The 24,231-nt window shown below is 72.5% G+C and carries 21 protein-coding genes and 2 pseudogenes; 4 read left to right on the forward strand and 19 right to left on the reverse strand.

The features are described 5' to 3' along the window. Positions 1-304: 304 nt before the first annotated feature. The gene (nsdA, locus tag ACZ7LK_RS30235) at positions 305-1,777 is read right to left on the reverse strand and encodes a transcriptional repressor NsdA (RefSeq protein WP_392277046.1); all 1,473 of its coding nucleotides are present in this window, start codon (positions 1,775-1,777) and stop codon (positions 305-307) included. Between the two features lie 430 nt (positions 1,778-2,207). Between nsdA and ACZ7LK_RS30240 the strand changes: the two genes are divergently transcribed. Then, positions 2,208-2,858 carry a bifunctional DNA primase/polymerase gene (locus ACZ7LK_RS30240; RefSeq protein ID WP_392277045.1) on the forward strand — a complete coding sequence of 217 codons (651 nt, stop codon included), beginning with the start codon at positions 2,208-2,210 and terminating at the stop codon, positions 2,856-2,858. A 189-nt stretch (positions 2,859-3,047) separates the two neighbouring features. On the opposite strand, the gene ftsY is transcribed toward ACZ7LK_RS30240, so the two are convergent. Next, the gene (gene ftsY / locus ACZ7LK_RS30245; protein WP_392277044.1) at positions 3,048-4,274 is read right to left on the reverse strand and encodes a signal recognition particle-docking protein FtsY; all 1,227 of its coding nucleotides are present in this window, start codon (positions 4,272-4,274) and stop codon (positions 3,048-3,050) included. Here ftsY and ACZ7LK_RS30250 point away from each other — a divergent pair. Further along, positions 4,246-4,434 (forward strand): annotated as a pseudogene (locus tag ACZ7LK_RS30250) (cytosine permease); the annotation flags it as partial. The gene ftsY and the pseudogene ACZ7LK_RS30250 sit on opposite strands and share 29 nt — an antisense overlap. 100 nt (positions 4,435-4,534) lie before the next feature. Here the strand turns inward: ACZ7LK_RS30250 and ACZ7LK_RS30255 are convergent. The 4 genes from ACZ7LK_RS30255 to ACZ7LK_RS30270 form a co-directional block, all read right to left on the reverse strand. Further along, positions 4,535-5,953 (reverse strand): sugar porter family MFS transporter, encoded by a 1,419-nt coding sequence (locus tag ACZ7LK_RS30255; RefSeq protein ID WP_392277043.1) that lies wholly within the window; start codon positions 5,951-5,953, stop codon positions 4,535-4,537. 221 nt (positions 5,954-6,174) lie between these two features. Next, entirely contained in the window at positions 6,175-9,825 is a 3,651-nt protein-coding gene (locus ACZ7LK_RS30260; protein ID WP_471144465.1) for an AAA family ATPase, read from the reverse strand. Positions 9,826-10,051: 226 nt separating this feature from the next. Continuing rightward, the gene (locus ACZ7LK_RS30265; RefSeq protein WP_073754570.1) at positions 10,052-10,261 is read right to left on the reverse strand and encodes a hypothetical protein; all 210 of its coding nucleotides are present in this window, start codon (positions 10,259-10,261) and stop codon (positions 10,052-10,054) included. Positions 10,262-10,672: 411 nt separating this feature from the next. Then, positions 10,673-10,954, reverse strand: coding sequence for an acylphosphatase (locus ACZ7LK_RS30270; RefSeq protein ID WP_392277041.1), 282 nt, complete (start codon positions 10,952-10,954; stop codon positions 10,673-10,675). 150 nt (positions 10,955-11,104) lie between these two features. Between ACZ7LK_RS30270 and ACZ7LK_RS30275 the strand changes: the two genes are divergently transcribed. After that, positions 11,105-11,956, forward strand: a complete 852-nt coding sequence (locus ACZ7LK_RS30275) for a CAP domain-containing protein (RefSeq protein WP_471144467.1) — start codon at positions 11,105-11,107, stop codon at positions 11,954-11,956. 23 nt (positions 11,957-11,979) lie between these two features. Here ACZ7LK_RS30275 and ACZ7LK_RS30280 read toward each other — a convergent pair. From ACZ7LK_RS30280 to ACZ7LK_RS30330, 11 genes and pseudogenes are all read right to left on the reverse strand, one after another. Further along, positions 11,980-12,201, reverse strand: a pseudogene (locus ACZ7LK_RS30280) (site-specific integrase); the annotation flags it as partial. A 24-nt stretch (positions 12,202-12,225) separates the two neighbouring features. After that, positions 12,226-12,420 (reverse strand): hypothetical protein, encoded by a 195-nt coding sequence (locus tag ACZ7LK_RS30285; protein WP_392277038.1) that lies wholly within the window; start codon positions 12,418-12,420, stop codon positions 12,226-12,228. 383 nt (positions 12,421-12,803) lie between these two features. After that, positions 12,804-13,676, reverse strand: a complete 873-nt coding sequence (gene mutM, locus ACZ7LK_RS30290) for a bifunctional DNA-formamidopyrimidine glycosylase/DNA-(apurinic or apyrimidinic site) lyase (RefSeq protein ID WP_392277037.1) — start codon at positions 13,674-13,676, stop codon at positions 12,804-12,806. Between the two features lie 121 nt (positions 13,677-13,797). Then, positions 13,798-14,682: a ribonuclease III gene (gene rnc / locus ACZ7LK_RS30295; RefSeq protein WP_471144470.1), complete on the reverse strand. Its 885-nt coding sequence runs from the start codon at positions 14,680-14,682 to the stop codon at positions 13,798-13,800. 8 nt (positions 14,683-14,690) lie between these two features. Then, positions 14,691-14,864 carry a 50S ribosomal protein L32 gene (gene rpmF, locus ACZ7LK_RS30300; protein ID WP_030496967.1) on the reverse strand — a complete coding sequence of 58 codons (174 nt, stop codon included), beginning with the start codon at positions 14,862-14,864 and terminating at the stop codon, positions 14,691-14,693. A 2-nt stretch (positions 14,865-14,866) separates the two neighbouring features. Next, a complete protein-coding gene (locus ACZ7LK_RS30305) occupies positions 14,867-15,502 on the reverse strand; it encodes a YceD family protein (RefSeq protein WP_392277111.1) in 636 nt (211 codons plus the stop codon). 141 nt (positions 15,503-15,643) lie between these two features. After that, positions 15,644-16,684 carry a cell division initiation protein gene (locus ACZ7LK_RS30310; protein ID WP_392277035.1) on the reverse strand — a complete coding sequence of 347 codons (1,041 nt, stop codon included), beginning with the start codon at positions 16,682-16,684 and terminating at the stop codon, positions 15,644-15,646. Positions 16,685-16,783: 99 nt separating this feature from the next. Beyond that, positions 16,784-17,263, reverse strand: a complete 480-nt coding sequence (coaD, locus tag ACZ7LK_RS30315) for a pantetheine-phosphate adenylyltransferase (protein ID WP_392277034.1) — start codon at positions 17,261-17,263, stop codon at positions 16,784-16,786. Between the two features lie 26 nt (positions 17,264-17,289). Continuing rightward, on the reverse strand, positions 17,290-17,874 hold the full coding sequence (gene rsmD / locus ACZ7LK_RS30320) for a 16S rRNA (guanine(966)-N(2))-methyltransferase RsmD (RefSeq protein WP_392277033.1): 585 nt from the start codon (positions 17,872-17,874) through the stop codon (positions 17,290-17,292). A 65-nt stretch (positions 17,875-17,939) separates the two neighbouring features. After that, positions 17,940-20,057, reverse strand: a complete 2,118-nt coding sequence (recG, locus tag ACZ7LK_RS30325) for an ATP-dependent DNA helicase RecG (RefSeq protein ID WP_471144496.1) — start codon at positions 20,055-20,057, stop codon at positions 17,940-17,942. A gap of 173 nt (positions 20,058-20,230) precedes the next feature. After that, the gene (locus ACZ7LK_RS30330) at positions 20,231-21,817 is read right to left on the reverse strand and encodes a DAK2 domain-containing protein (protein WP_469464500.1); all 1,587 of its coding nucleotides are present in this window, start codon (positions 21,815-21,817) and stop codon (positions 20,231-20,233) included. 242 nt (positions 21,818-22,059) lie between these two features. Between ACZ7LK_RS30330 and rpmB the strand changes: the two genes are divergently transcribed. Further along, entirely contained in the window at positions 22,060-22,245 is a 186-nt protein-coding gene (gene rpmB / locus ACZ7LK_RS30335; protein ID WP_031074643.1) for a 50S ribosomal protein L28, read from the forward strand. Between the two features lie 100 nt (positions 22,246-22,345). Here the strand turns inward: rpmB and thiD are convergent, their stop codons facing one another. Both thiD and ACZ7LK_RS30345 read right to left on the reverse strand, forming a co-directional pair. Then, entirely contained in the window at positions 22,346-23,152 is an 807-nt protein-coding gene (gene thiD, locus ACZ7LK_RS30340) for a bifunctional hydroxymethylpyrimidine kinase/phosphomethylpyrimidine kinase (RefSeq protein ID WP_392277031.1), read from the reverse strand. After that, a complete protein-coding gene (locus ACZ7LK_RS30345) occupies positions 23,149-24,111 on the reverse strand; it encodes a thiamine-phosphate kinase (protein WP_392277030.1) in 963 nt (320 codons plus the stop codon). Before ACZ7LK_RS30345 ends, thiD begins: the two co-directional genes overlap by 4 nt. Positions 24,112-24,231 lie beyond the last annotated feature (120 nt).

The following is a 24,231-nucleotide window of genomic DNA, read 5'->3' on the forward strand; positions in this document are numbered from 1 at the left end:
GTTTCGCCGCAGTGACGAAGAGGGCCGGTGTGTTACGCCGCTATGAACCGCCGGGTCACGAGGAAGTAACGGGCGTACCCTCGCGCACGACACGGGACCGGCCGCGACAGTCACCCTGCTGACCTGGCAATGGGGGAGCCGAGTCGGGCTGTACGGGGTGACGGTCGCGGCCGGGGTCTGGCGGTGTGGCGGTGGTCCGGGGCGGTGACGGTGGCGGTGTGGCGGTGGTCCGGGGCGGTGACGGTGGCGGTGTGGCGGTGGTCCTGCGGTGTGGCGGTGGCGGTGGTCCGGCGGTGTGGCCGGATCAGACCGCTTCGGCGGTCTCGGGGAGCTGGGCCGTGAGGATGTCGGTGAGCCGGACCACCTCGGGTACGTCGCCGAAGTCGCGGGCGGCGGTGTCGACGGTCTTGCGCAGCCGGGTGTTCACCCGCTCGGAGCGGATCCGCCGGGCGACGCCCAGGGCGGACTCGGCCAGCTTGGTGGCCTCCTCCGGCTCCCGCTTGAGCAGGTGCACGGTGGCCATGCCGACCAGGTTGAGCGCGTACGACCGCTGGTGGTCCTCGTCCTTGGCGAAGAGGTCCACGGCCCGCTGCATCACGGGTTCCGCGAGTGAGGCGTACGTGGGGCTGCGGCCGGCCACATAGGCGAGGTCGCGGTAGGAGTGGGCGTTCTCCCCGTTCAGCTCGGCCTCGGAGAAGAAGTGGATCCAGTCGGGCTCGGGCTCGTCGTCCAGGCCGGCGTCGGCGAAGGTGTCCTCGGCCATGCGCACGGCCCGCTTGCACTTGCTGGGCTGGCCCATGTTGGCGTACGCCCGGGCCTCCATCGCATACAGCATGGCCTGGGTGCGGGCGGTGGCGCAGTCACGGCTGCCGTACTGGGCGAGGTGGATGAGCTCCAGGGCGTCGTCGGGCCGGCCGAGGTGGATCATCTGGCGGCTCATGGAGGACAGGATGTACGAGCCCAGGGGCTTGTCGCCGGCCTCCTTGGCGGCGTGCAGGGCCAGCACGAAGTACTTCTGGGCGGTGGGCTGGAGGCCCACGTCGTAACTCATCCAGCCGGCCAGCTCGGCCAGTTCGGCGGCGCACTTGAACAGGCGCTGCGCGGTCGCGGACGGCTGCGGTTCCTGGAGCAGGTCGGTGACCTCGTGGAGCTGGCCGACGACCGCCTTGCGGCGCAGCCCGCCCCCGCACTGGGCGTCCCACTGGCGGAACATGACCGTGGTGGACTCCAGCAGGTCCAGCTCGGCGCGGGAGAGCCGGGTGCCGCGGCGCGGGGCGGCCTGCTCGGGGCGCGCGGGTTCGGCGGCCGGGGTGGGGACGAGCCAGCGCTGCATGGGCTCGATCAGGGCCGGGCCGGCCGCCAGGGCGAGCGAGGTGCCGAGGAAGCCCCGGCGGGCCAGCATCAGGTCGCTGCGCGAGAAGTCGCTGAGCAGTGCCACGGTCTGGGGGCCGGCCCAGGGAAGGTCGACGCCGGACACCGAGGGTGACTGGTGCGCGGTGCGCAGACCGAGGTCCTCGACCGCGACGACGCTCCCGAACCGCTCGGAGAACAGCTCGGAGAGGATCCGCGGGATCGGCTCGCGCGGCTGCTCGCCGTCGAGCCAGCGCCGTACGCGGGAGGTGTCCGTGCTGATGTGGTGTGCGCCCATCTGGCGCGCCCGGCGGTTCACTTGACGCGCGAGCTCGCCCTTCGACCAGCCGCTGCGCACGAACCACGAGCTCAGCCGCTCGTTCGGGCGCTTCCCGGCATGCGTCCCGTCTGCGCCACTGCCGCCCACTGAAAAGCCCCCATCCGCCGAATCACCCTTGCCCGAACCCGTTATCAGCATGCCGTGAACCGCGGTCGCCCGTCGGGAGGTTGCACCCTTCGAACAGGGAACCGGCTTGCCTCCGACATACCCACCGGCGCGGACGCCACCCCGGAGGTTCGTGCACTGAAAGTAATCCTACGATCACCCGTCCGGCGAGGTCGTTTCCGTAAACGCCACCATTCGCCACCCCTTCGAATGAACTCCCCTGCCGCCAGGCGCGATTCACTTGACACCACGACAATCGGGAGTCGGCGGACCGTAGTGCGGCGAGGCGCGCGCCATGGACCGCACCACCCGGCGCACCACCGCGCACCGCCCGTCGGGGCACGGTGGCGACGGAGCGTCACCGTTGCGCTCCGCGTCGTAACCACCGGCGAGTTCCACCGTTGGAGGGGACATGGGCTTCACGATCGGCGGCACCCGCATCCTGTCCGGCTCGCGGCGGCGCGGCGCCCGCGCCACGGAGTGCACCGTGGTGGCGGAGTACACCGGCCTGTGGGGCTGGGACGTGGTCCCGGGCGCCCGGGCGGTGTCCGGCCGGTGCTCCTGCGGCGACCCGGCCTGTACGGCCCCGGGCGCCCATCCGCTCGGGTTCGCCCCCGAGGTGCCGGCGGGCTCGACGCTCGACACGGTCACCGAGGTGTGGTCGGGGTTCCCGGGCGCGGCGCTGATGCTGCCGGTGGGCCGGGCGTTCGACGTGCTGGAGGTCGCCGAGGCGGCCGGCCGGCCGGCGCTGGTCCGGCTGGAGCGGATGGGTATCCCGCTGGGCCCGGTGTGCGTGACGCCGACGGGCCGCGCCCAGTTCTTCGTGGCGCCCGGCGCGGCGGCGGAGCTGCCGGAGCTGCTGTACCGGATGGGCTGGGACGACGCCGACCTGGACCTGCGGTGCCTGGGCCCGGGCGCCCACATCACGGCGCCTCCCTCGGACCACGGGGGCCTGGGCCCCTGCCGCTGGCTGCGCCCGCCGAGCCTCGACGCGGGCGCCCCGCCCCAGGCCCGGCTGCTGCTGGGCACCCTGGCGTACATCTGCCACCGGTCGGGGACGTGACGGCGACGGTACGGACGTGACGCGGCCGGGGCGGACACGACCGGGGCGGGCCCTTCCGCGACGCACACCAGCGCCGCACCTGACGTGACGCGGCCGGGGCGGCGCCTCCTCTCGGGAGGTGCCGCCCCGGCCGCTGTGCCGGCCCGCCGCACCCGGCGGCCGGCCCGTACCGGACGGGCGTCCGGGGTGTCAGTCCCCGATCAGGGCGTCGACGAAGGCCTCCGGCTCGAACGGCGCCAGGTCGTCCGGGCCCTCGCCCAGGCCGATGAGCTTCACCGGCACGCCCAGCTCCCGCTGGACCGCGACGACGATGCCGCCCTTGGCGGTGCCGTCCAGCTTGGTGAGCACGATGCCGGTGATGTCCACGACCTCCGCGAAGACCCGCGCCTGCACCAGGCCGTTCTGGCCGGTGGTGGCGTCCAGGACGAGGAGCACCTCGTCCAGCGGGCCGTGCTTCTCCACAACGCGCTTGACCTTGCCGAGCTCGTCCATCAGACCGGTCTTGGTGTGCAGCCGGCCCGCGGTGTCGATGAGGACCACGTCCGCGCCCTCGGCGATACCTTCCTTCACCGCGTCGTAGGCGACCGACGCCGGGTCGCCCGCCTCCGGGCCGCGCACGGTCCGGGCGCCGACCCGCTCGCCCCAGGTCTGGAGCTGGTCGGCGGCCGCGGCGCGGAAGGTGTCGGCGGCGCCGAGCACGACGGACTTGCCGTCGGCGACCAGGACCCGGGCCAGCTTGCCGGTGGTCGTGGTCTTGCCGGTGCCGTTGACGCCGACGACCATGACGATGCCGGGCGTGTCGAGGTCGCTCTCGGTGTGGACGGTGCGGTCCAGGTCGGTGCCGATCAGGGCGAGGAGTTCCTCGCGCAGCAGACCGCGCAGCTCCTCCGGCGTCCGGGTGCCGAGGACGCGCACCCGCTCGCGCAGGCGCTCCACCAGTTCCTGGGTGGGGGCGACGCCGACGTCCGCGGTGAGGAGGGTGTCCTCGATCTCCTCCCAGGTGTCCTCGTCGAGGTGCTCCCGCGACAGCAGCGTCAGCAGGCCCTTGCCCAGGCTGTTCTGCGAGCGGGCGAGCCGGGCGCGCAGCCGGACCAGCCGGCCGGCGGTGGGCTCCGGGATCTCGATCTCGGGTGCGGGCGGGGCCGCGACGAGCGGGTCCTCGACGGCGGCGGGGGCCTCCAGGGCCTCTTCGGCCGTCGGGAGGTCCACCTCCTCGATGGTGCGGCGCGGTTCCTCCCGCGGTGTCTCCGCCTCCTCGCCGACGTGCGGCTCGGTGGGCGGAGCGGTGATGGTCGGCGTGCTCGACGGCGCCTGGGGCGGCGGCAGCTGCTTCTTCTTGCGGCTGCTGACCACGAGGCCGCTGATCGCGCCGACCGCGACCAGAGCGATGACTACAGCAAGGATGACGATTTCCATAACCCGTCCAGTATCGGCCACGACCGCCCCGACGGACGGTCTCGGACATGCACCCGGTCACATCCGGGAGCTGTTCCCCACGTGTGTCGCCGCGAACATCAGTGTGCCGCTGCTCACCGTGGGGGCGGGACTGATCGTCTTCAACGGGCTGAACCTCTGGTGCTCCCCGCACCTGCTCGGGGAACACGTACTGCCCCGGCTCAAGGCCGTCGGGGCCTGAACCGGGGCAGTTCTCGTTCCGAGGAGAGGGGCAGCGGGGTTTAGCCCATCTCCTCCAACGCCTTGCCCTTGGTCTCCTTCACGTACTTGAGCACGAAGGGGATGGAGAGCACGGCGAAGACCGTGTAGATGACGTAGGTGCCGGAGAGGTTCCAGTCCGCCAGGGACGGGAAGCTCGCGGTGATGGCCCAGTTGGCGATCCACTGGGCGGAGGCGGCGACGCCGAGGGCGGCGGCGCGGATCCGGTTGGGGAACATCTCGCCGAGGAAGACCCAGACCACCACGCCCCAGGAGAGGGCGAAGAAGAGCACGAAGAGGTGGGCGGCGACCAAGGCGACGACACCCTGGGTGGTGGGCAGCTTGCCGCCGACGAGATCGGCGGAGAAGGCCCAGGCCTCGAAGGCGAGGGCGATCGCCATACCGGCGGAGCCGACCAGGGCGAGCGGCCGGCGGCCGACCCGGTCCACCAGGATCATCGCGATCACCGTGCCGATGATGTTGATGATCGACGTGGTGAACGAGTAGAAGAACGAGCTCGACGGGTTGATGCCGACCGACTGCCACAGCGTCGAGGAGTAGTAGAAGGCCACGTTGATGCCGACGAGCTGCTGGAAGACGGACAGGCCGATGCCGACCCAGACGATGGGCAGGAAGCCGAAGCGGCTGCCGAGCAGGTCGCGGAAGGTCGACTTGTGCTCGCGGCGCATGGCGTTCTCGATCTCCCGGACGCGGGCGTCCAGGTCGACCCCCTTGCCCTCGACCTCGGCCAGGACCTCCTTGGCCCGGTCCTTGCGGCCGACGGAGATCAGGAACCGGGGCGACTCGGGGATCGCGAAGGAGAGCAGGCCGTAGAGCACGGCCGGGACGACCATGACGCCGAGCATCCACTGCCAGGCCTCCAGGCCGGCGATCTCACCGCGCTGGTCGCCGTCGGCCATGTTGAGGATGGCCCAGTTGACGAGCTGCGAGACGGCGATGCCGACGACGATCGCGGCCTGCTGGAAGGAGCCGAGCCGGCCGCGGTAGGCGGCGGGGGCGACCTCGGCGATGTAGGCCGGGCCGATCACCGAGGCCATGCCGATGGCGAAGCCGCCGACCACGCGCCACACGGCGAGGTCCCACAGGGCGAACGGCACGGCGGAACCGACGGCGCTGATGGTGAACAGGACGGCGGCGATCTGCATGCAGCGGATGCGGCCGATGCGGTCCGCGATGCGGCCGGCGGTCGCGGCGCCGATGGCGCAGCCGATCAGGGCGATGGCGATGACCTGGGCGAGGGTGCCGGAGCCGATCTCGTACCGGTGGCGGATGGCCTCGACGGCACCGTTGATGACGGAGCTGTCGTAGCCGAAGAGGAATCCGCCCATCGCGGCGGCGGCCGTGATGAAGATGACATGGCCGAGGTGGTCGGGATGGGCCTCTCGGGCCCCCGACGCCGGCGGCTGCGCTGTGCTGGTCACGTGAACTCCTGGTACCCGGCGCCGTCGCCGGGCATGGGGGGCGAGCCCTTCCAGTGGCGCACAACTTCACGCCGCCCACCACTTGAAGGTAAAAGCAACGCTGAAGAGACTATTCCTTCAAGTTTCGAAGTCAAGAGTCATTGGACTATGAATCTGAGCGCACGGCGTGTCGGCTTGCGTTCAGAAGATGAAACCAACTGGCCTCGGGGCCGGCGGAGGCCTCACCGCAGGCGCTGGCTGATGACCTTCGAGACGCCGTCCCCCTGCATGGACACCCCGTACAGCGCGTCGGCGACCTCCATCGTGCGCTTCTGGTGGGTGATCACGATCAGCTGCGAGCTCTCCTGGAGTTCCCGCATGATCCTGATCAGCCGCTGGAGGTTGGTGTCGTCCAGCGCCGCCTCGACCTCGTCCATCACGTAGAACGGACTCGGCCGTGCCTTGAAGATCGACACCAGCATGGCCACGGCCGTCAGCGACCGCTCCCCGCCGGACAGCAGCGACAGCCGCTTGACCTTCTTGCCCGGCGGACGGGCCTCGACGTCCACGCCCGTGGTGAGCATGTTGTCGGGATCGGTCAGCACCAGCCGCCCCTCGCCGCCCGGGAAGAGCCGCGAGAAGACCCCGTCGAACTCCCGGGCCGTGTCGCGGTACGCCTCGGTGAAGACCTGCTCGACGCGTACGTCCACCTCCCTCACCACCTGAAGGAGGTCGGCCCGTGTCTTCTTCAGGTCCTCGAGCTGCTCGGACAGGAACTGGTGACGCTCCTCCAGCGCCGCGAACTCCTCCAGCGCCAGCGGGTTCACCTTCCCGAGCTGTTGGTACGCCCGCTCGGCCGACTTCAGGCGTTTCTCCTGTTCCGCGCGGACGAAACGTCCCGGCCGGTTGCGGGGGTGGTCCGGGTCGTCCGGCAGCTCCTCCCCCTCGGCGGACGGCGACGGCGGCACCGGCTGGTCGGGCCCGTACTCGGCGACCAGCGCGCCCGGCTCCACACCCAGCTCCTCCAGCGCCCGGGTCTCCAGCTGCTCGATCCGCAACCGCTTCTCGGCACCCAGCACCTCGCCCCGGTGCACCGAGTCGGTGAGCTTGTCCAGTTCGCCCTTCAGCTCCCGGCCCCGGACCCGGGCCGCCGCCAGCTCCCGCTCGCGGGCCGCCTTGGCCGCCTCGGCCGCCGCCCGCTCCCGCTCCGCCCGCACCAGGGACACCTCGACGTGCGCCAGGAGCTGGCGGGCACCGGACGCCACCGCTCCGGCGACGCCGGCCTCGTGGCGCAGCCGGGCGCGGCGCTCATCGGCCCTGGCCCGCGCCTCCCGCTCGGCCCGGGCGGCCCGGTCGAGGGAGTCGGCGCGCCCGGCCAGCCCCTTGACCCGCTCCTCGTGCGTACGGACCTGGAGGCGGGCCTCCATCTCGGTCTGGCGGGCGTTCGCGCCGTCGGCGGAGAGCCGGTCGCGCACCGAGGTGTCGGGCTCCTCCTCGACCGGGGTCTCCTCGGCGACCAGCAGCCGCTCCGCCAGCTCCTCGGCCTCCTCGGTGGCCCGCTCCAGGGCCTCCTGGGCCCGGGCGGCGGCCGCCGCGGTCCGCTCGGCCTCCCCCGCGGCGCCCCGCGCCTGCCCGGCCAGCCGCCCCAGCGCCTGCGCGACCGAGGACTTCTCCCGGTCCGCCGCCCGGCGCCGCTCGGCCAGCTCCTCGACCCGGGCGGCCGCGGCCCGGCGCCGCTCGCCGGCCGCCGCCTGCGCGGCGGCCAGCTCCTCGCACCGTACGGCCAGCCGGGCCAGTTCGGCGGCGGCCTCGTCCACCGAGGCCTGGACCTCCAGGAGGCTGGGCGCCCCCGCCGAACCGCCCTGCGCGAAGTGCGCGCCCAGCACGTCGCCCTCGGCGGTGACGGCCACCAGTCCGGGGCGGGCGTACACCAGGTCCTCGGCGTCCTCCAGCCCGGCGACCACGACCACGTTCCGCAGCAGCCGCCGCACCGCGGGCATCAGCTCGTCGGGCCCGCGCACCAGATCCGCCGCGTAGATCCGTCCCTCTCCGCGGCCCCGCTCGCCGTGCTCGTCGGGGCCCGCTCCCCCGGCGGCCAGGTCTTCGGGACCCGCTCCCCCGGGCCGCTGCTCCCCGGAGGCCTCCCCCCGGCCCCGCTCCGCCGGTCCGTCCGGCGGCCCGGCCAGCAGCAGGGCGGCGCGCCCCGCGTCCTGCTTGCGCAGAAGCCGGATGGCCTCCGCGGCCGCCGCCGGGTCCCGTACCGCGATCGCGTCGGCGGCCGCGCCCAGGGCGGCGGCGACCGGCACCTCGTACCCGGGCGCGACGGTCAGCAGCTCGGCCGCCGGGCCCAGCAGGCCGGCCGGCCGGTCCCCGGCGTCCAGCAGCGCGCCGGTGCCGTCCTTGCGGCGCAGGCCCAGCGAGAGGGCCTCGTGCCGTGCGGCCACGGCCGCCCGCCGCCGCTCCGCCGCGGTGGCGTCCTCCCGCGCGGCACCGAGGGCCGCCTCGGCGTCGGCCAGCTCCCGCTTGGCCGCCTCGTGCCGCTCGGCCAGCTCGGCGTCGCCGGCGTCCAGCCCGTCGACCTCCGCCTTGAGCGCCTCGTACTCCTCCTGCGCGGTGACCGCCCGCTGCCGCGCCTCGTCGCGGGCGGCGGCCAGCCGGTCGATCTCCGCCTGCGCGGAGGCGGCCCGGGACCGGGCCGCGCCGACCTGTCCGCTCAGCCGGGCCAGGCCCTCGCGCCGGTCGGCGATCGCCCGGGCCAGGTCCTTCAGGCGCCGCTCCTCCACCGCCAGTTCCCGCTCCAGCTCGGCGCGGTGGGCGACGGTGTCCTCCAGCGCCCGCCGGGCCGCCTCCAGCGCGGCCTCCAGCTCCGCCTCCTGCTCGCGGACCCGGGCGGCCTCCCGCTCCAGGTCCTCGGGGTCGCGGCCGCGCCGCTCCTCGACCGGCGCGGCGGTGGCGCTCTTCACCCGCGCGTCGGCCAGCGAGACGGTGCCGCGCACCCGCTCGGCGAGCTGCGACAGCTCGTACCAGGTCTGCTGGGCGCGCTGGAGCCGGGGCGTGAGGAGGCGGACCTCCTCCTCCAGCTCCGCCTCCCGGCCGAGTGCGGCCGTCAGGGCCGCCTCCGCCCGCTCCTTGCGCTCCTTCAGCGCGGCCTCGTCGGCGATCTCGGCCGCCAGCGCTTCCCGGAGGCGTACGAGGTCGTCCGCGAGCAGCCGCAGCCGGGCGTCGCGGAGGTCGGCCTGGATGACGGCGGCCCGGCGGGCCACGGCGGCCTGCCGTCCCAGGGGCTTGAGCTGGCGGCGCAGCTCGTCGGCGAGGTCCTGGACGCGGGCGAGGTTGGCCTGCATCGCGTCCAGCTTCCGCAGCGCCTTCTCCTTGCGCTTGCGGTGCTTGAGGACGCCGGCGGCCTCCTCGATGAACGCCCGGCGCCCCATCGGGTCGGCGTGCAGGACGGAGTCGAGCTGGCCCTGCCCGACGATGACGTGCATCTCCCGGCCGATGCCGGAGTCGCTGAGCAGGTCCTGGATGTCGAGGAGCCGGCAGGTGTCGCCGTTGATCTGGTACTCGCTGCTGCCGCCCCGGAACATGATCCGGGTGATGGTGACCTCGGCGTAGTCGATGGGCAGCGCGCCGTCGGAGTTGTCGATGGTGAGGGAGACCTCGGCCCGGCCGAGCGGCGGGCGGCCGGTCGTCCCGGCGAAGATGACGTCCTCCATCTTGCCGCCGCGCAGCGACTTGGCTCCCTGCTCTCCCATGACCCAGGAGAGCGCGTCCACCACATTGGACTTGCCCGAGCCATTGGGCCCCACGACGCAGGTGATTCCCGGTTCGAACCGGAGAGTGGTGGCGGAGGCGAACGACTTGAAGCCGCGCAGGGTCAGGGCCTTGAGGTGCACGCCCCCGGACTTTACCCGCCGCTTCCCGTTTGCCCCATGAACACGAAGGGCAGATCAGACGGTAAGGATCAGTGGAACGCCGGGTGACGGCGGAGGGAAGGACGGAGTTCCCGGGGGAGGAAAAGAAGAAGGGACGCCGAAGCGTCCCTTGCATATCTCGCGAGAGTGTTTCTCACCCTGCCCGATACCGACGTGCCGATACGGGCCTGGCCGACGGGGGCTGGGTTCAGGTGAGCGCAGGCTCCGCCTTGGGTACGTCGATGTCGATGCCGTCGAGCAGCGACTCGCTGTGTGCGGCGGCGTTCAGCGCGTCGTTCTCGGACTGAATCCGTACGAGCTCGGACTCGAGGTCCTGCACGCGCTGCTGAAGCCGTCGCATCTCGGCGAGAAGTCGCGGGTCGGAACCGCCGACATAACCGAGAAGCGCCTTTGCCATGACTTTTGGTCCTCCACACTGAGTGACCGACCGAAGCGGTGTGGGTCGTGAGGGAATGGCACCCGCGGAGTCCGGCAGTGGGTGGTGCCGCTGCGGTTCTTACTGCCAAACAGCTAAGGTGCGCGGGGCTTCCAGAGTCTCACCAAAAAGTTTGACGGTCAACACGATCACGCCCCGCATCAAGGGGCGACCGGGGGCCTGCGGCCACGAACGGCGCGGCGGCGGCTCTCTCAGCGGTGCCCTGGGGCGTGACGACCGCACGGACCGGGCCGTGGATCATCCTTACCCGCGCAGCCTGGCACGGACCGCCGTTCTTGGCAACCACCAGGCCGTTTCTCCCCGCGCACATGCCCACGGCAGCTCCGCCGGGGCGTCCCGGGCCGGCGCGGGGAGGCCCCGGGACCAAGATCGTCAGCGGATCGCGAAGCCGTCGTAACCACCGCGCGGGGTGTCCCAGATCTCAGTCACCCCGTCGACACTTCCGGGTGTGTCGCCGGAGCGAAGCCACTCCAGCAAACGGTGGCAATTCTCACTCGGGCCCTCGGCCACCACCTGCACCCTGCCGTCGTCAAGATTCAGGGCGAAGCCGGTGAGGCCTCCGATCTCCAAAGCATTTGCCCTGGTGAACCAGCGGAAGCCCACTCCCTGTACTCGGCCGCGCACCCAGGCGGTGAGCCGTGCGTCTTCTTTCATGGCTGCACGCTAACCGGCCAATTGCACTCGGAGCACTTCTCCCCCACCCGTCATGGCGTACAGTCCCGACGAAATGGCCTCACCCGTTCGGGCGAGCGACCGACTGACCTTGATGTCCTGACCAGACGTCGACGCAGGAAGGCACAGCAGATGGGACGCCACCGGAAGAACCGGGCCGTGGTGCCCGTACGCACCGGGCTGCTCGGCGCCTCCGCCGCGATGGCGGTGGGCGCCGTCGCCGTGGCCTCCGGCCTGCTCCCCGGTGGCGACACCTTCACCATCGGCGGCAGCGGCTCCGGCGAGCGCGTACACGCCGGGGGCGCCCCCGAGCTCACCACCCAGGGCGGCGCCGACGCCACGCCCCAGCGCCCCTCGACGGCCGCGAGCCGGAGCTCGGAGCGGACCCTCGCCCCCTCCCGGACCGCCACGCCGACCCCCTCCGCCCCGTCCCCCTCCGCGCCGCGGACGACGAAGCCTCCGGCCCCCCGGAAGACGGCCGCCAAGAGCGCCGTGCCCACGCGCCCGGTCACACCGACCCCCGCGCCCGAGCGGACCGTCGAGCGGCCGGCGCCGCCCGCGGTTCCCGTCCCGTCCTCCGCCGCTGCCGCCGCCGACAACGGCCGGGAGGCGGCCGCCGAGGCCGCGGTGCTCACCCTGGTCAACGCCGAGCGCGCCAAGGTGGGCTGCACCCCGGTGCAGGCGTCCCGCGGACTCGGGGCCCTGGCCGGCGCGTACAGCCGGGACATGGCCGAGCGCGGCTTCTTCTCGCACACCGACCCCGACGGGGCCTCGCCCTGGGACCGTGCCGCCACCGCGGGCGTCCAGGGGCTGGCCGCCGAGAACATAGCCCGGGGCCAGGCGGACGCCGAGGCCGTGATGGAGTCCTGGATGAACAGCGACGGCCACCGTGCCAACATCCTCAACTGCGACTACACGCGGCTGGGCGTCGGCGTGCACTTCGCCGACGGCGGCCCCTGGTGGACCCAGGACTTCGGCTTTTGAGATAAGCGCCGGTCAGAGCGCTATCAGCCCTGCTGGGCCGTCTCGGGACCGTCATCCGTAGCCCTTGAGGTACCGAAGACCGCATCCACGGCGGCCCGCGTACGGGTCTGGCTGGACGGCATCAGGTGCGTGTACGTCCGCAGAGTGAAGCCGGGACCGTGATGGCCCAGGTATTCGCCGAGGGCCTTGATGCTCTCGCCCGCGTCAAGCAGCACGGATGCGCAGAAGTGCCGTAGGGCGTGCATGTCATGGAATCAGCCTCACGGCGCTCAGGGCGCCCAACCCTGATCGACATTTTTCTTGCGCTCCCGGCGCTTCAATGCGCTCCGGATTAGCAAGTAGGTCGCAATGGCGATCAGGGTCATCCCCATGAGGATCAAGATTGCCCCGATGACGATCAGGATCGTCCCGATAAGGATCAAGATCGTCCCGATGATGAGAAGGAAGATGGCGAGGACGATCACGGCTGCCTCCTGTCCCCCTCCCGACTCTGGCTCCGTCACCTCTCCAATGCAACCACTTCCGGATGAAACGGCGCGGTGTACCGCCCGGCGATGCCCGTCTGCTGAGGTCCGACCCATTCGGGCCGGGTCGTAGCACCTGTGGGGACGTCCCAGGTCATGGCACCGGCTACCACGGCCGGGGAAGTCGGTACCGTCGAGCGCCTTCCCGGGCCTTCACGGAGCCGTGAAAGGGTGCTCGACGGCGACCGACGCTGACAACCGTTGACGGCTCAGCCGCAGGTCACAGCGTTGATCGGTCAGACGACCGCAGGTCAGAGAACCGGCATGTCACTTCTTCGGCTTCTGAGCCGTCGCCGTCAGCGGCCCGCGCCCCGCCGGGAGCGTCAGGCCGGGGTGCGGGGCGCGATGCGCGGGGGTCGCTGGCAGCGCGGGCAGTAGTAGCTGGAGCGGTTCATCCAGGGACGGCGGCGCATCGGGGTGCCGCAGCGCCGGCAGGGCTCGCCCTCGCGGCCGTACGCGTCCAGGGAGCGGTCGAAGTAGCCCGACTCGCCGTTGACGTTGACGTACAGGCTGTCGAAGCTGGTGCCGCCGACCGCGAGCGCCGCCGTCATCACGTCCCGCACATGACCGAGGAGCTCGGCGGAGCGGGGGCGGGTGAGGCTCGCCGTGGGACGGTCGTAGTGGAGGCGGGAGCGCCACAGCGCCTCGTCCGCGTAGATGTTGCCGACACCGCTGATCAGCGACTGGTCGAGCAGCGCCCGCTTGACCGTCGTACGCCGCAGCCGCAGCGCCGTGTGGAAGGCGGCGTCGTCGAAGGCGGGGTCGAGGGGGTCGCGCGCGATGTGGGCGATCGGCAGGGGCAGCCCGTCCGGGGTGTTCTCGTGGAGGGAGAGCCCGCCGAAGGTGCGCTGGTCGACGAAGCGCAGTTCGGTGCCCCGCTCGTCGTCGAAGCGGACGCGGATCCGGAGGTGCTTCTCGTCGGCCGCGTCCTCCGGCCGCACGAGCAGTTGCCCGCTCATGCCGAGGTGTCCGAGGACGGACGCGTCGGTGTCGTCCAGCGGCAGCCACAGGTACTTGCCGCGCCGCCGGGCGATCCCGAAGCGGTGCCCCGCCAGCCGCGCGGCGAAGTCCTCGCCGCCGGCGAGGTGCCGCCGTACGGCACGGGGGTGCAGGACCTGGACGTCGGAGACGGTCCGCCCGCTGACCCAGCGCTCCAGGCCGCGGCGTACGACTTCGACCTCGGGCAGCTCGGGCACGTCGCTCCTTCGCGCGGTCGTGAGAAAGCCCCGTCGCGTGTTTCCCCCCGCGCCCGGGGGCGGAGGGGGAGCGACGGGGTGGAAGCGAACGGACCGGGCCGGACACGGCCCGGTCCGGGATTCAGGCCGAGGCCCCGGAGACCGAAGAGGGGTCGGCGACCTCTTCGGGACCGGAGTCCGGGCCGGTGGTGTTCCCACCGGGTTCCGTGCCCGCGTCCGAGCCGGATCCGGCCGCGGCCGCTGCCGCCGCCTCCCGCTCGTCCGCCGCGGCGCGGATGGCCCGCCAGGCGGCCTCCGCCGCCTGCTGTTCCGCTTCCTTCTTGCTGCGGCCGGTGCCGGTGCCGTACGAGACACCACCGACGCGGGCAGCAGCAGTGAAGGTCTTCTCGTGGTCCGGTCCGGTCTCGGTGACCAGGTACTCCGGGACGCCGAGACCCTCGGCCGCGGTGAGTTCCTGGAGGCTGGTCTTCCAGTCCAGGCCGGCGCCGAGGTTCGAGGACTTCTCGATCAGCGGGTCGAAGAGCCGGTGCACCAGCTCGGACGCCGCTTCGAGGCCCTGGTCGAGATAGACCGCGCCGATCACCGCTTCGAGGGTGTCGGCGAGGATGGATGCCTTGTCCCGGCCCCCGGTGCCCTCTTCGCCCCGGCCGAGCCGGATGAAGGAGCCCAGGTCGAGGCCGCGGCCGACCTCCGCCAGCGCACGCGAGTTGACCACCGCGGCCCGCAACTTGGCCAACTGGCCTTCGGGCAGGTCGGGGTGGGTGCGGTACAGCGTGTCCGTGACCACCAGGCCGAGCACGGAGTCCCCGAGGAACTCCAGCCGCTCGTTGGTGGGCAGACCGCCGTTCTCGTACGCGTACGAACGGTGGGTCAGCGCACGCACCAGAAGGGCGGACTCGAGGTGGTACCCGAGCCGCCCTTCCAGAAGCGTGTGGGACGAGGCCGTGTTTTCCGCCTGCTTCTTGGCGTCATCCGCCATTTTGTGGCTAGACACGGTGCCTCTCACCAGCCCGCTCAGACCGAGAGGACCTGGCGCTTGTTGTACGTGCCGCAGCTGGGGCACGCGATGTGCTGCTGCTTCGGCTCCTGGCAACGCTCACACGAAACCAGGGTGGGGACCGCAGCCTTCCACTGCGACCGGCGGTGGCGCGTGTTGCTGCGCGACATCTTCCGCTTCGGAACAGCCACGGCTACTTCTCCTGCTTCTCGTCGACGCCCGCTTCGGCGCCGCTCATGTTGTCCTTCTCGCCGGTCCCGAGTGAATCGGCGAGTCCCTGCAGTGCCGCCCAACGGATGTCGACGGCGTCATGGTGGTGGTCCGGGTCGTCGTTGAGGTTGGCGCCGCATTCGGCGCACAGCCCCGCACAATCCTCCCGGCACACCGGCTGCATCGGCAGTGCGAGCACCACCGCATCACGCAGCACCGGCTCGAGGTCGAACATGCCGTCCTCGAGGGGGGTCATGTCCTCGTCGTCCTCGGCATCGTCGTCCGCGGCCGCGTGGCGGCCCCGGTCGTCGGTGTCGGGGTACGAGAACATTTCCTGGAAGTCCGCCGCGACATCCTGGCGCAGCGGCTCCAGACACCTTACGCACTCCCCCTCGGCCGTCGCACGGGAGGTGCCTGTGACGAGCACCCCTTCCATGACCGACTCGAGGCGGAGGTCCAGCTCGACGGGCGAGCCCTGCGGTACGCCGATGACCCCGTCGATGCCGAGGTCCGCGGGGGCCTCGACGGTGCGGGAGATCCGCTGGAGGGCACCGGGACGCCGGCCCAGCTCGTGCGTGTCGAACACGAGGGGGTTGCGGTGGTCGAGGCGCGTACTCAGGGTTCTTCCTGCTTTCGGATCGTCTGGGGGCGGCCCGCGCAGCGGATGTGGAGCCGTTGCGGGCACGCGGGATCGCGGACGTACTCGCGACCGAAGAGCCAGGATACTGGACGCTCCGCCCACAGCCCAATCCGGGCCGGATCAGTGCCCCTGCCCGTGACCCTGCTCGTACTGGCGGAGCTGATCCAGGTCGATCATGCTCGTGTCGAAGAAGCTCGTCTCGTCGAGCGCGGCTGCCCGCGGCTGCTGCTGGGGCGGCTGCGCCTCGTAGGGCGCGGCGTACGGGGCCTGGGCGTCCGCGCCGGGGTACGGCTGCTGCGGATAGCCCTGGCCCTGGTCGTAGCCCTGGTAGGCGTACGGGTCGGACTGGTAGGCGTACGCGTCCTGGGGCGGCTGGTACGCGTACGGGTCGGGCTGCTGGGCCGGGACGGGGGCGGCGGCCGGCTCCGGGTCCGCCAGCTCGGCCAGGCCGGCCAGGTAGTCGGCGTCGCTGGTGTGCTGCCGTCCGCCGCCCGCCGCGTCCTGGGCGGCCATGTGGGCACCCAGGTCGTCGGTGGCGATCCGGCCGTGCAGCTTCTGGCGGCCGCGCCCGACGGCCTCCAGGGTCTTGGTCAGTACGGCCTCGAAGGCGCTGATCTTGGCGTCGACGTACTCGTCCGCGCGCCGGACCAGGGTCTGCGGGTCCGCGCTGTACTCGGGGGCGTCCTCGTCCGCGTACCCCTGGTCGTCCAGGCCGGGCCCCCGGCCGAGGAGCTTCTCCCGGCCGCGGTCGACGGAGCCGATGGTCTTGGTGAGGACCACCTCGAAGTTGGCGAGCTTGGAGTCGACGTAGTCGTCGGCCTCGGCGCGGATCTCCTCCGCCTCCCGGCGGGCCTCGGCGAGGATCCGGTCGGCCTCCTCCTGCGACTGGCGGGCGACCTGGGTGTCGGAGATCAGCGAGCCGCGTTCGGCGTGGGCGGCCTCGATGATCCGCGTCGCCTCCTGCCGGGCCTGCTCGACAAGCTGCTCACGGTCGCCGATCAGCTCCTGGGCCTGGGCCAGCGAGCCCGGCAGGGCCTGGCGCAGCTCGTCGAGCATCGCGAGCAGCTCGGCGCGGTTGACCACGCAGGAGGCCGACATGGGCATGGAACGGGCGCTCGCGACCGTCCCGACGATCTCGTCGAGCTTCTTCTGCACGTCCACCGTGTGCTCGCCACTTCCTACAACCGGTTTGGAGACGGACGGGACGACTGTAAGGCCAGCCGGCGGCTCCCCGACACCGGGTGACGGGCCGTCAGCCGGTCACTTGCCGCCCAGGCGCTCGACCAGGGCCCGGTGCACCACGGGCGGGAGCAGGTGCGAGACGTCACCGCCCCAGGCGGCGACCTCCTTGACCAGCGAGGACGACAGGAAGCTGTAGGTCGGGTTCGTCGGCACGAAGAGCGTCTCCACGCCGGACAGCCCGTTGTTCATCTGGGCCATCTGGAGCTCGTAGTCGAAGTCGCTGACGGCCCGGAGCCCCTTGACGATGGCGGGGATGTCGCGCTCCTTGCAGAAGTCGACGAGCAGGCCGTGGTGGGACTCGACCTTGACGTTGCCGTACTCACCGGTGACCTGGCGGATGAGATCCATCCGCTCCTCGACCGTGAACAGGCCCTGCTTGGCCTGGTTGATCATCACCGCCACGTGCACGACGTCGTACAGCTTGGAGGCGCGGGCGATGATGTCGAGGTGTCCGTTGGTGATGGGGTCGAACGACCCCGGACAGACTGCGCGGCGCAACTGGATTCCCTCGCTCTCCGAACCGGTCATCGTGCGTCTTCGCACGTAGAGGCGGCGCGACCGTACCAAAACGTTCCCTCGCCGTAGCGACGGGCCCGCAGTGGTGCGAAACCGTCCGGCCAGGCGAATTCTCCGCCTCTGGTGCTGCGCTCCACGGTGACGAGCGCGCCGTCGGCGAGCCAGCCTTTGGTGCGGAGTGTGAGGAGGATCTCTCCAAGATCGTCGTCCGGGACGGCGTACGGCGGGTCGAGGAAGACGATGTCGTACGGGTCGGAGGGCGCCGGGGTCGTCACGATCTGTTCCGCTTTGCCGGCGCGGACCTCGGCGCCGGGCAGGCCGAGGGCGCGCACGTTCTCCCGGACCGTACGGGCGGCCCGCTGATCGGCCTCCACGAGCAGGGCGTGGGTGGCGCCCCGGGAGAGCGCCTCCAGGCCGACGGCGCCGGAGCCGGCGTACAGATCGGCGACGCGGGTGCCGTGCAGCGTGCCGAGGAGCGCCTCCCAGGTGGAGAACAGCCCCTCGCGTGCCCGGTCGGAGGTGGGGCGGGTGCCGTTGCCCGGCGGCACGGCCAGGCGGCGTCCGCCGGCCGCACCGGCGATCACGCGGGTCATCTGAGGTCCTTAACCGGTGGGTGCTGGTGTCTCCACGATATGGGTTCACCGCGCCCGCGCACCGCTCAGCCCTTCTCCAGGTACTGCTCGCGCTCCTTGTCGAGCAGGGCGTCCAAGGCGGTGCGCAGTTCGGGCAGACGCTCCAGACCGGGGTCGGCGGCGACGACGGCGACCGCCTCCTCGCGGGCGGCGGCGATGACCTCCTCGTCGTCGATGACGGCCAGCATGCGCAGCGAGGACCGGACCCCGGACTGGGCCTGGCCCAGCACATCGCCCTCGCGGCGCTGTTCGAGGTCGATACGGGAGAGCTCGAAGCCGTCCAGGGTCGAGGCGACGGCCGCCAGGCGCTGCCGGGCGGGGCTCGCCTCGGGCATCTCGGTGACCAGCAGGCACAGCCCGGGGGCGGAGCCCCGGCCGACCCGGCCGCGGAGCTGGTGGAGCTGGGAGACGCCGAACCGGTCCGCGTCCATGATCACCATGGCGGTGGCGTTGGGGACGTTCACGCCCACCTCGATGACGGTCGTCGCGACCAGGACGTCGGTCTCGCCCGCGGCGAAGCGGCGCATCACGGCGTCCTTGTCGTCGGGGGCCATCCTGCCGTGCAGCACCTCCACGCGGAGGCCCGCCAGCGGGCCCCGGGTCAGCTGCTCGGCGATGTCCAGCACGGCCAGCGGGGGCCGCTTCCCGGCGTCGTCCTGCGTCTTCTTCTTGTCGTCCTCCTCGTCGCCGATCCGGGGACAGACCACGTAGGCCTGGTGGCCGTTGCCCACCTCCTCGCGGACCCGCTCCCAGGCGCGGGCCAGGAAGTGCGGCTTGTCGGCGGCCGGCACCACATGGCTGGCGATCGGCGAGCGGCCGGCGGGGAGCTGGTCGAGGACGGAGGTCTCCAGGTCGCCGAAGACGGTCATCGCGACCGTCCGGGGAATGGGCGTGGCGGTCATGACCAGCAGGTGCGGCGGCTGCTTGCCCTTGCCCCGCAGGGCGTCGCGCTGCTCCACCCCGAACCGGTGCTGCTCGTCCACCACCACCAGGCCCAGGTCGTGGAACTGCACCTTGTCCTCGATCAGCGCATGGGTGCCGATGACGATGCCCGCCTCGCCGGTCACCAGGTCCAGCAGCGCCTGCCGCCGCGCGGCGGTGCCCATGGAGCCGGTCAGCAGCACCACCTTGGTGGCGTGCTCGGCCCCGCCGAGCATCCCGCCCTCGGCCAGCTCGCCCATCATCTCGGTGACGGACCGGTGGTGCTGCTGGGCGAGGACCTCGGTGGGGGCGAGCATCGCGGCCTGCCCGCCCGCGTCGACCACGGCGAGCATCGCCCGCAGCGCCACCATCGTCTTGCCGGAGCCGACCTCGCCCTGGAGGAGCCGGTGCATGGGGTGTTCGGTCGCCAGATCGCCGAAGATCTCCGCCGACACCTTCTCCTGCCCCTCGGTGAGGGTGAACGGCAGCTTGGCGTCGAAGGCGTCCAGCAGCCCGCCCGGCACCGGCTTGCGCGCCACGGCCGGCAACTGGGTGTCCGCGTACCGCCGCCGGGCCAGGGCAACCTGGAGGACGAACGCCTCGTCCCACTTGAGCCGCTCCCGGGCGTCGTCGACGTCCGCCTTGGTGCGCGGGCGGTGGATCTTGCGGAGGGCGTCCGGCAGGTCGGTGAGGCCCCGCCCCTCGCGGAGCGCGGGGGGCAGCGGGTCGACCGCCTCCGCGGCGCTGGGGAGCACCGCGTCGACCGCCTTGGCGATCTTCCAGGACTCCAGCTTGGTGGTGGCCGGGTAGATCGGGATGAGCGCCCCCGCCCAACTGTCCACGGCGCTCTCGCCGTCCTCGCCGCGCAGCAGCTCGTACGCGGGGTGGGCGAGCTGCGTCTTGCGGTTGAACACGGAGACCTTGCCGGCGAACATCGCGCGGGTGCCGGGCAGCAGGTCCTTGTGGGGCTTGTGGACGCCCTTGCCGAAGAACACCAGTTGCAGCCGGCCGCTGCCGTCGGTGATGGTCACCTCCAGCCGCTGGCCGCGCCCCTTGGCGCCGTTGAACGTCAGCACGCGCGCGTCCGCGACGCGGGCGACCACCGTGACGTGCTCGTCCAGCGGGAGGTCGGCGAGCGTGGTGAGCTCGCCGCGCTCGGCGTACCGCCGCGGGTAGTGGTGGAGCAGGTCGCCGACGGTGTGCAGGTCGAGGTGCTCGGCCATCACCTTGGCGGTGGCGGCGCCGAGCTGCTTCTTCAGTGGTTCGTCGAGAGCTGACACGTCTCCATTGCACACCACGCCACTGACAGGCGGCCGCAGCCGGAGCCGTGCCCCCACCCGCCGGGCCGCGGTCGGCGTACGGCCCGGGGCGGGGCGGGCGTGCGGGGGGCTCGGCGTTATTCGACGCCGATGAGGAGGAGGGGGGCCTGGGGGCCGCCCGGGTAGGTGACCGTGTCGACCGCGAGGTGGGTCTCGCGTACGTGGGTCTCCAGCCGCTCCGCCAGCGTCGCGGGGGCGTCGTCCGCCACGACGAGCGTCACCAGCTCGCCGCCCGCCGAGAGCATCCGGTCCAGGACCGTCACGGCCGTGACGGCCACGTCCTGGCCGATCACCGCGACGTCGCCGTCGATCAGGCCGAGCACGTCACCGGCCTGGCACACGCCCGCGGACGTGAACGACCGGGCCTCGGCGACGGCCAGTTCGCCGTACCGGGTGGCGCCCGCCGCGGCGGTCATGGCGACGACGTCCTCGTCGAAGCGCCGCTCGGGTTCGTGGACGGCCAGGGCGGCGATGCCCTGGACGGCGGCGCGCGTCGGGACCAGGGCGACCCGGACGCCCTCCGCGCGGACCTGCTCGGCGGCGGCGGCCGCGGTGTGCCGCAGGGCCGCGTCGTTCGGCAGCAGGACGACCTCCCGCGCCCGGGCGCGCCGGATCGCGTCGACGAGCTCGCCACTGGCGGGCGGCTCCCCGGGGCGGGCCAGCACCGTCGTGGCGCCCGCCTCGGCGCACAGGCGCGCGAGGCCCTCTCCGGGCAGGACGGCCACCACCGCGCGGCCCTCCCGCCGCTCGGGCGCCGGGTCCGTACCGAAGTGCGTGATCCGGATCCGGTACGGGCGGCCCGCCTCGACACCCGCCTCCACCGCAGCCCCGGCGTCGTCCACGTGGACGTGGACGTTCCACAGCCCGTCGCCGCCCACCACGACCAGGGAGTCGCCGAGCGCGTCGAGCCGGTCGCGGAGCCGGGCCACGGCCGCCTGGTCGGCCTCCAGCAGGTAGATGACCTCGTAGGCGGGCCCGGCCTCCGAGCAGGACTCCAGGGCGGGGGCGGCCGCCCGGGGCACCCGCGGGGCGCGCGCGGGCGCCTCGCCGGACAGCGCCTGCACCAGCGCGCCCAGCACCGTGACGAGCCCGCGCCCGCCGGCGTCGACCACGCCGGCCCGCTCCAGGACGGCGAGCTGGGCGGGCGTGGCCTCCAGGGCGGTCCGGGCGCCCGCGTACGCGGCGCGGGCGACGGCCACCACGTCCTCGCCCCCCGCCGCGGCGGACGCGGCCGCGGCGGCGACGCTCAGGATCGTGCCGTCGACGGGGTGGGCGACCGCCTCCCGGGCGGAAACGGAGGCCTGGCGCAGCGCCCTGACCAGGTGGTCTCCGTCACGTCCTTCGGCGAGGACCTCGCTCATGCCCCGCAGCAGTTGCGACAGGATGGTCCCGGAGTTCCCCCGGGCGCCGATCAGCGCGCCGTGCGCCATGGCGCGGACGGTGTCGGCGAAGTCGGGGGCGTCGATCGCGGAGAAGACCGCTTCCACCGCCTGGGAGGCGGACTCGACGGTGAGGTAGAGGTTGGTGCCGGTGTCCCCGTCCGCGACCGGGTAGACGTTGATCGCGTCGATCTCCTCGCGCTCCCGGCCGAGCGCCTCCAGCGCCAGTGAGCACCAGCTACGGACCACTGCGGGATCGAGCGCCTGCGGCAGGGTCTGCGGCACCTGGTGTCCTCCTTGAGCAGGGCTGACTGCACCGCAGGGTAGACCCCGGGCGGGCCGGGGTCCCGGGGCGGGGGCCGGGCGGACCGTGGTAGTTTCGTTGAACCGGAGCAGTCGTTGTATGCTGCTCCGGTTGCCCGATGAAAGTCGGGCCATTCCCCCGGCAACGCCACTTCAGTCATCCAGATCTGATTCCGGCTCGCCGGATTTCACTGTAAGTGCATCTGAAGTCTTTGGAGTGACCCGTGGCTGCCAACTGCGACGTCTGCGGCAAGGGGCCGGGCTTCGGCAACAACATCTCGCACTCGCACCGCCGTACGTCTCGTCGCTGGAACCCGAACATCCAGCGTGTGCGTGCAGTGGTCGGTGGGACGCCGAAGCGGCTCAACGCTTGCACCTCGTGCATCAAGGCCGGCAAGGTCTCGCGCTAACGCCGACGACGGTTCGTCGTAGCGCAGCCTCTGCGGTTGCCTTGAAAGCCGGTCCACCCTTGGGTGGACCGGCTTTTCGCCGTGCCCGAAGGCCCCGCGGCTAGCCGCGCAGGGCCCAGCCGTGGTCCACCGGGCCGATGCCGCCGCCCAGCGCGAAGCCGGCCGCGATGGCCCCGGTCACGTACTCCTTGGCCCGCCGTACCGCGTCGGGCACGGTCAGGCCCAGGGCGAGGCCCGCGGCGACCGCCGAGGCCAGGGTGCAGCCCGTGCCGTGGGTGTGCCGGTTGTCGTGGCGCGGGGCCCGCAGCCAGTGCTCCTCCGTGCCGTCGGTGAGCAGGTCCACGGCGTCGGCCGTGGCCCCGGGCAGGTGGCCGCCCTTGATGAGCGCCCAGCGCGGGCCGTACTCCAGGACCGCTCCGGCGGCCCGCCGCAGGTCCTCCTCGCCCGTCACCGTCACGCCGGTGAGCCGGGCCACCTCGTCCAGGTTGGGCGTGGCGACGGTGGCGGCCGGCAGCAGCAGCTCGCGTACGGAGTCGAGGGCGGAGGCCGCCAGCAGCGGATCCCCGTGCTTGGACACCCCTACGGGGTCGACGACCACGGGCGCGTCCGTCCCGGCCAGCAGCTCCGCCACCGCCTCCACGAGCGGCGCCGAGGCCAGCATGCCGGTCTTCACGGCCTGGACGCCGATGTCGTCGACGACGCTGCGGTACTGGGCCCGCACCGCCTCCACCGGCAGTTCCCAGGCGCCCTGGACGCCGAGGGAGTTCTGCGCGGTGACGGCGGTGATCACGCTCATGCCGTGCGTACCGAGCGCCAGCATGGTCTTCAGGTCCGCCTGGATGCCGGCGCCGCCGCCCGGGTCGGACCCGGCGACGGTCAGGACGCGCGGGGGTGCGGGCCGGGTCACTCGTCGTCCCCGAAGTGGTCCCAGCCGCCCTGGGCGTGCCAGGGGGCGCCGTCGACGGTCACCTGGGGCAGGGCGGAGGGGTTGAGGACCTCGCCGATGACCTTCCAGCGGGCGGGCAGCTTCACGTCGGGCGGGAAGGTGGCGACGATCGCGTGGTCCTCGCCGCCGGTGAGGACCCACTGCATGGGATCGACGCCGACGGCCTGGCCGATGTCGTTCATCTGGGTCGGGATGTCGATGAGCCCGGAGCGCAGGTCGATGCGGACCTTGCTGGCCTCGGCGATGTGCCCGAGGTCGGCGATCAGGCCGTCGCTGACGTCGCACATGGCGGTGGCGCCGAGCCCGGCGGCCGCGGGGCCCGCGTGGTAGGGCGGTTCGGGCCGCCGGTGGGCCTCGACGAAGGCCCGCGGCGAGCGGAACCCGCGGGAGAGGACCGCGTAGCCGGCCGCCGACCAGCCGAGCCAGCCGGTGTAGGCCACGACGTCGCCGGGCTGTGCCCCGCCGCGGGTGACCGGTTCGTGGTTGCGGAGGTCGCCCAGGGCGGTGATGGAGACGGTGATGGTGTCGCCGCGCACGACGTCGCCGCCGACCACGGCCGCGCCCGCGACCTGGCACTCGTCGCGCAGCCCGTCCATCAGCTCGGTCGGCCAGGTGACCGGCAGTTCGGCGGGGACGACGAGGCCGAGGAGCAGCGCGGTCGGTACGGCACCCATGGCAGCGATGTCCGCGAGGTTCTGCGCGGCGGCCTTGCGGCCGACGTCGTAGGCGGTGGACCAGTCGCGGCGGAAGTGCCGTCCCTCCAGCAGGATGTCCGTGCTGGCCACCACGCGCCGGTCGGGTGCGGCCACGACCGCGGCGTCGTCGCCGGGCCCGATCCGTACCGCCGGGGTGGAGGTGAGCCGGGAGGTGAGCTCCCTGATCAGCCCGAACTCCCCCAACTCTCCGACAGTGCCCTTCATCGCTGTGCCCCTTCTGCCCCAGTGCGGTTGCGGTCGCGACCCGTCACTGCTGTAGGTACCGTCAAGTAGACCGTCAACTCGGTGCTTCGTGCGCCGGCCTCGCGCGCCACCGGCCGCGCG

This window comes from Streptomyces sp. NPDC039423 (genome assembly GCF_055598725.1).

Coding starts and splice junctions, on each gene's coding strand:
- ACZ7LK_RS30275 (WP_471144467.1), top strand. CDS start 11,105: ATGGGACGCCACCGGAAGAACCGGGCCGTGGTGCCCGTACGCACCGGG.
- rsmD (WP_392277033.1), bottom strand. CDS start 17,874: ATGACCCGCGTGATCGCCGGTGCGGCCGGCGGACGCCGCCTGGCCGTG.
- ACZ7LK_RS30345 (WP_392277030.1), bottom strand. CDS start 24,111: ATGAAGGGCACTGTCGGAGAGTTGGGGGAGTTCGGGCTGATCAGGGAG.
- ACZ7LK_RS30265 (WP_073754570.1), bottom strand. CDS start 10,261: ATGGCAAAGGCGCTTCTCGGTTATGTCGGCGGTTCCGACCCGCGACTT.
- ftsY (WP_392277044.1), bottom strand. CDS start 4,274: ATGGAAATCGTCATCCTTGCTGTAGTCATCGCTCTGGTCGCGGTCGGC.
- ACZ7LK_RS30240 (WP_392277045.1), top strand. CDS start 2,208: ATGGGCTTCACGATCGGCGGCACCCGCATCCTGTCCGGCTCGCGGCGG.
- ACZ7LK_RS30270 (WP_392277041.1), bottom strand. CDS start 10,954: ATGAAAGAAGACGCACGGCTCACCGCCTGGGTGCGCGGCCGAGTACAG.
- recG (WP_471144496.1), bottom strand. CDS start 20,057: ATGGCCGAGCACCTCGACCTGCACACCGTCGGCGACCTGCTCCACCAC.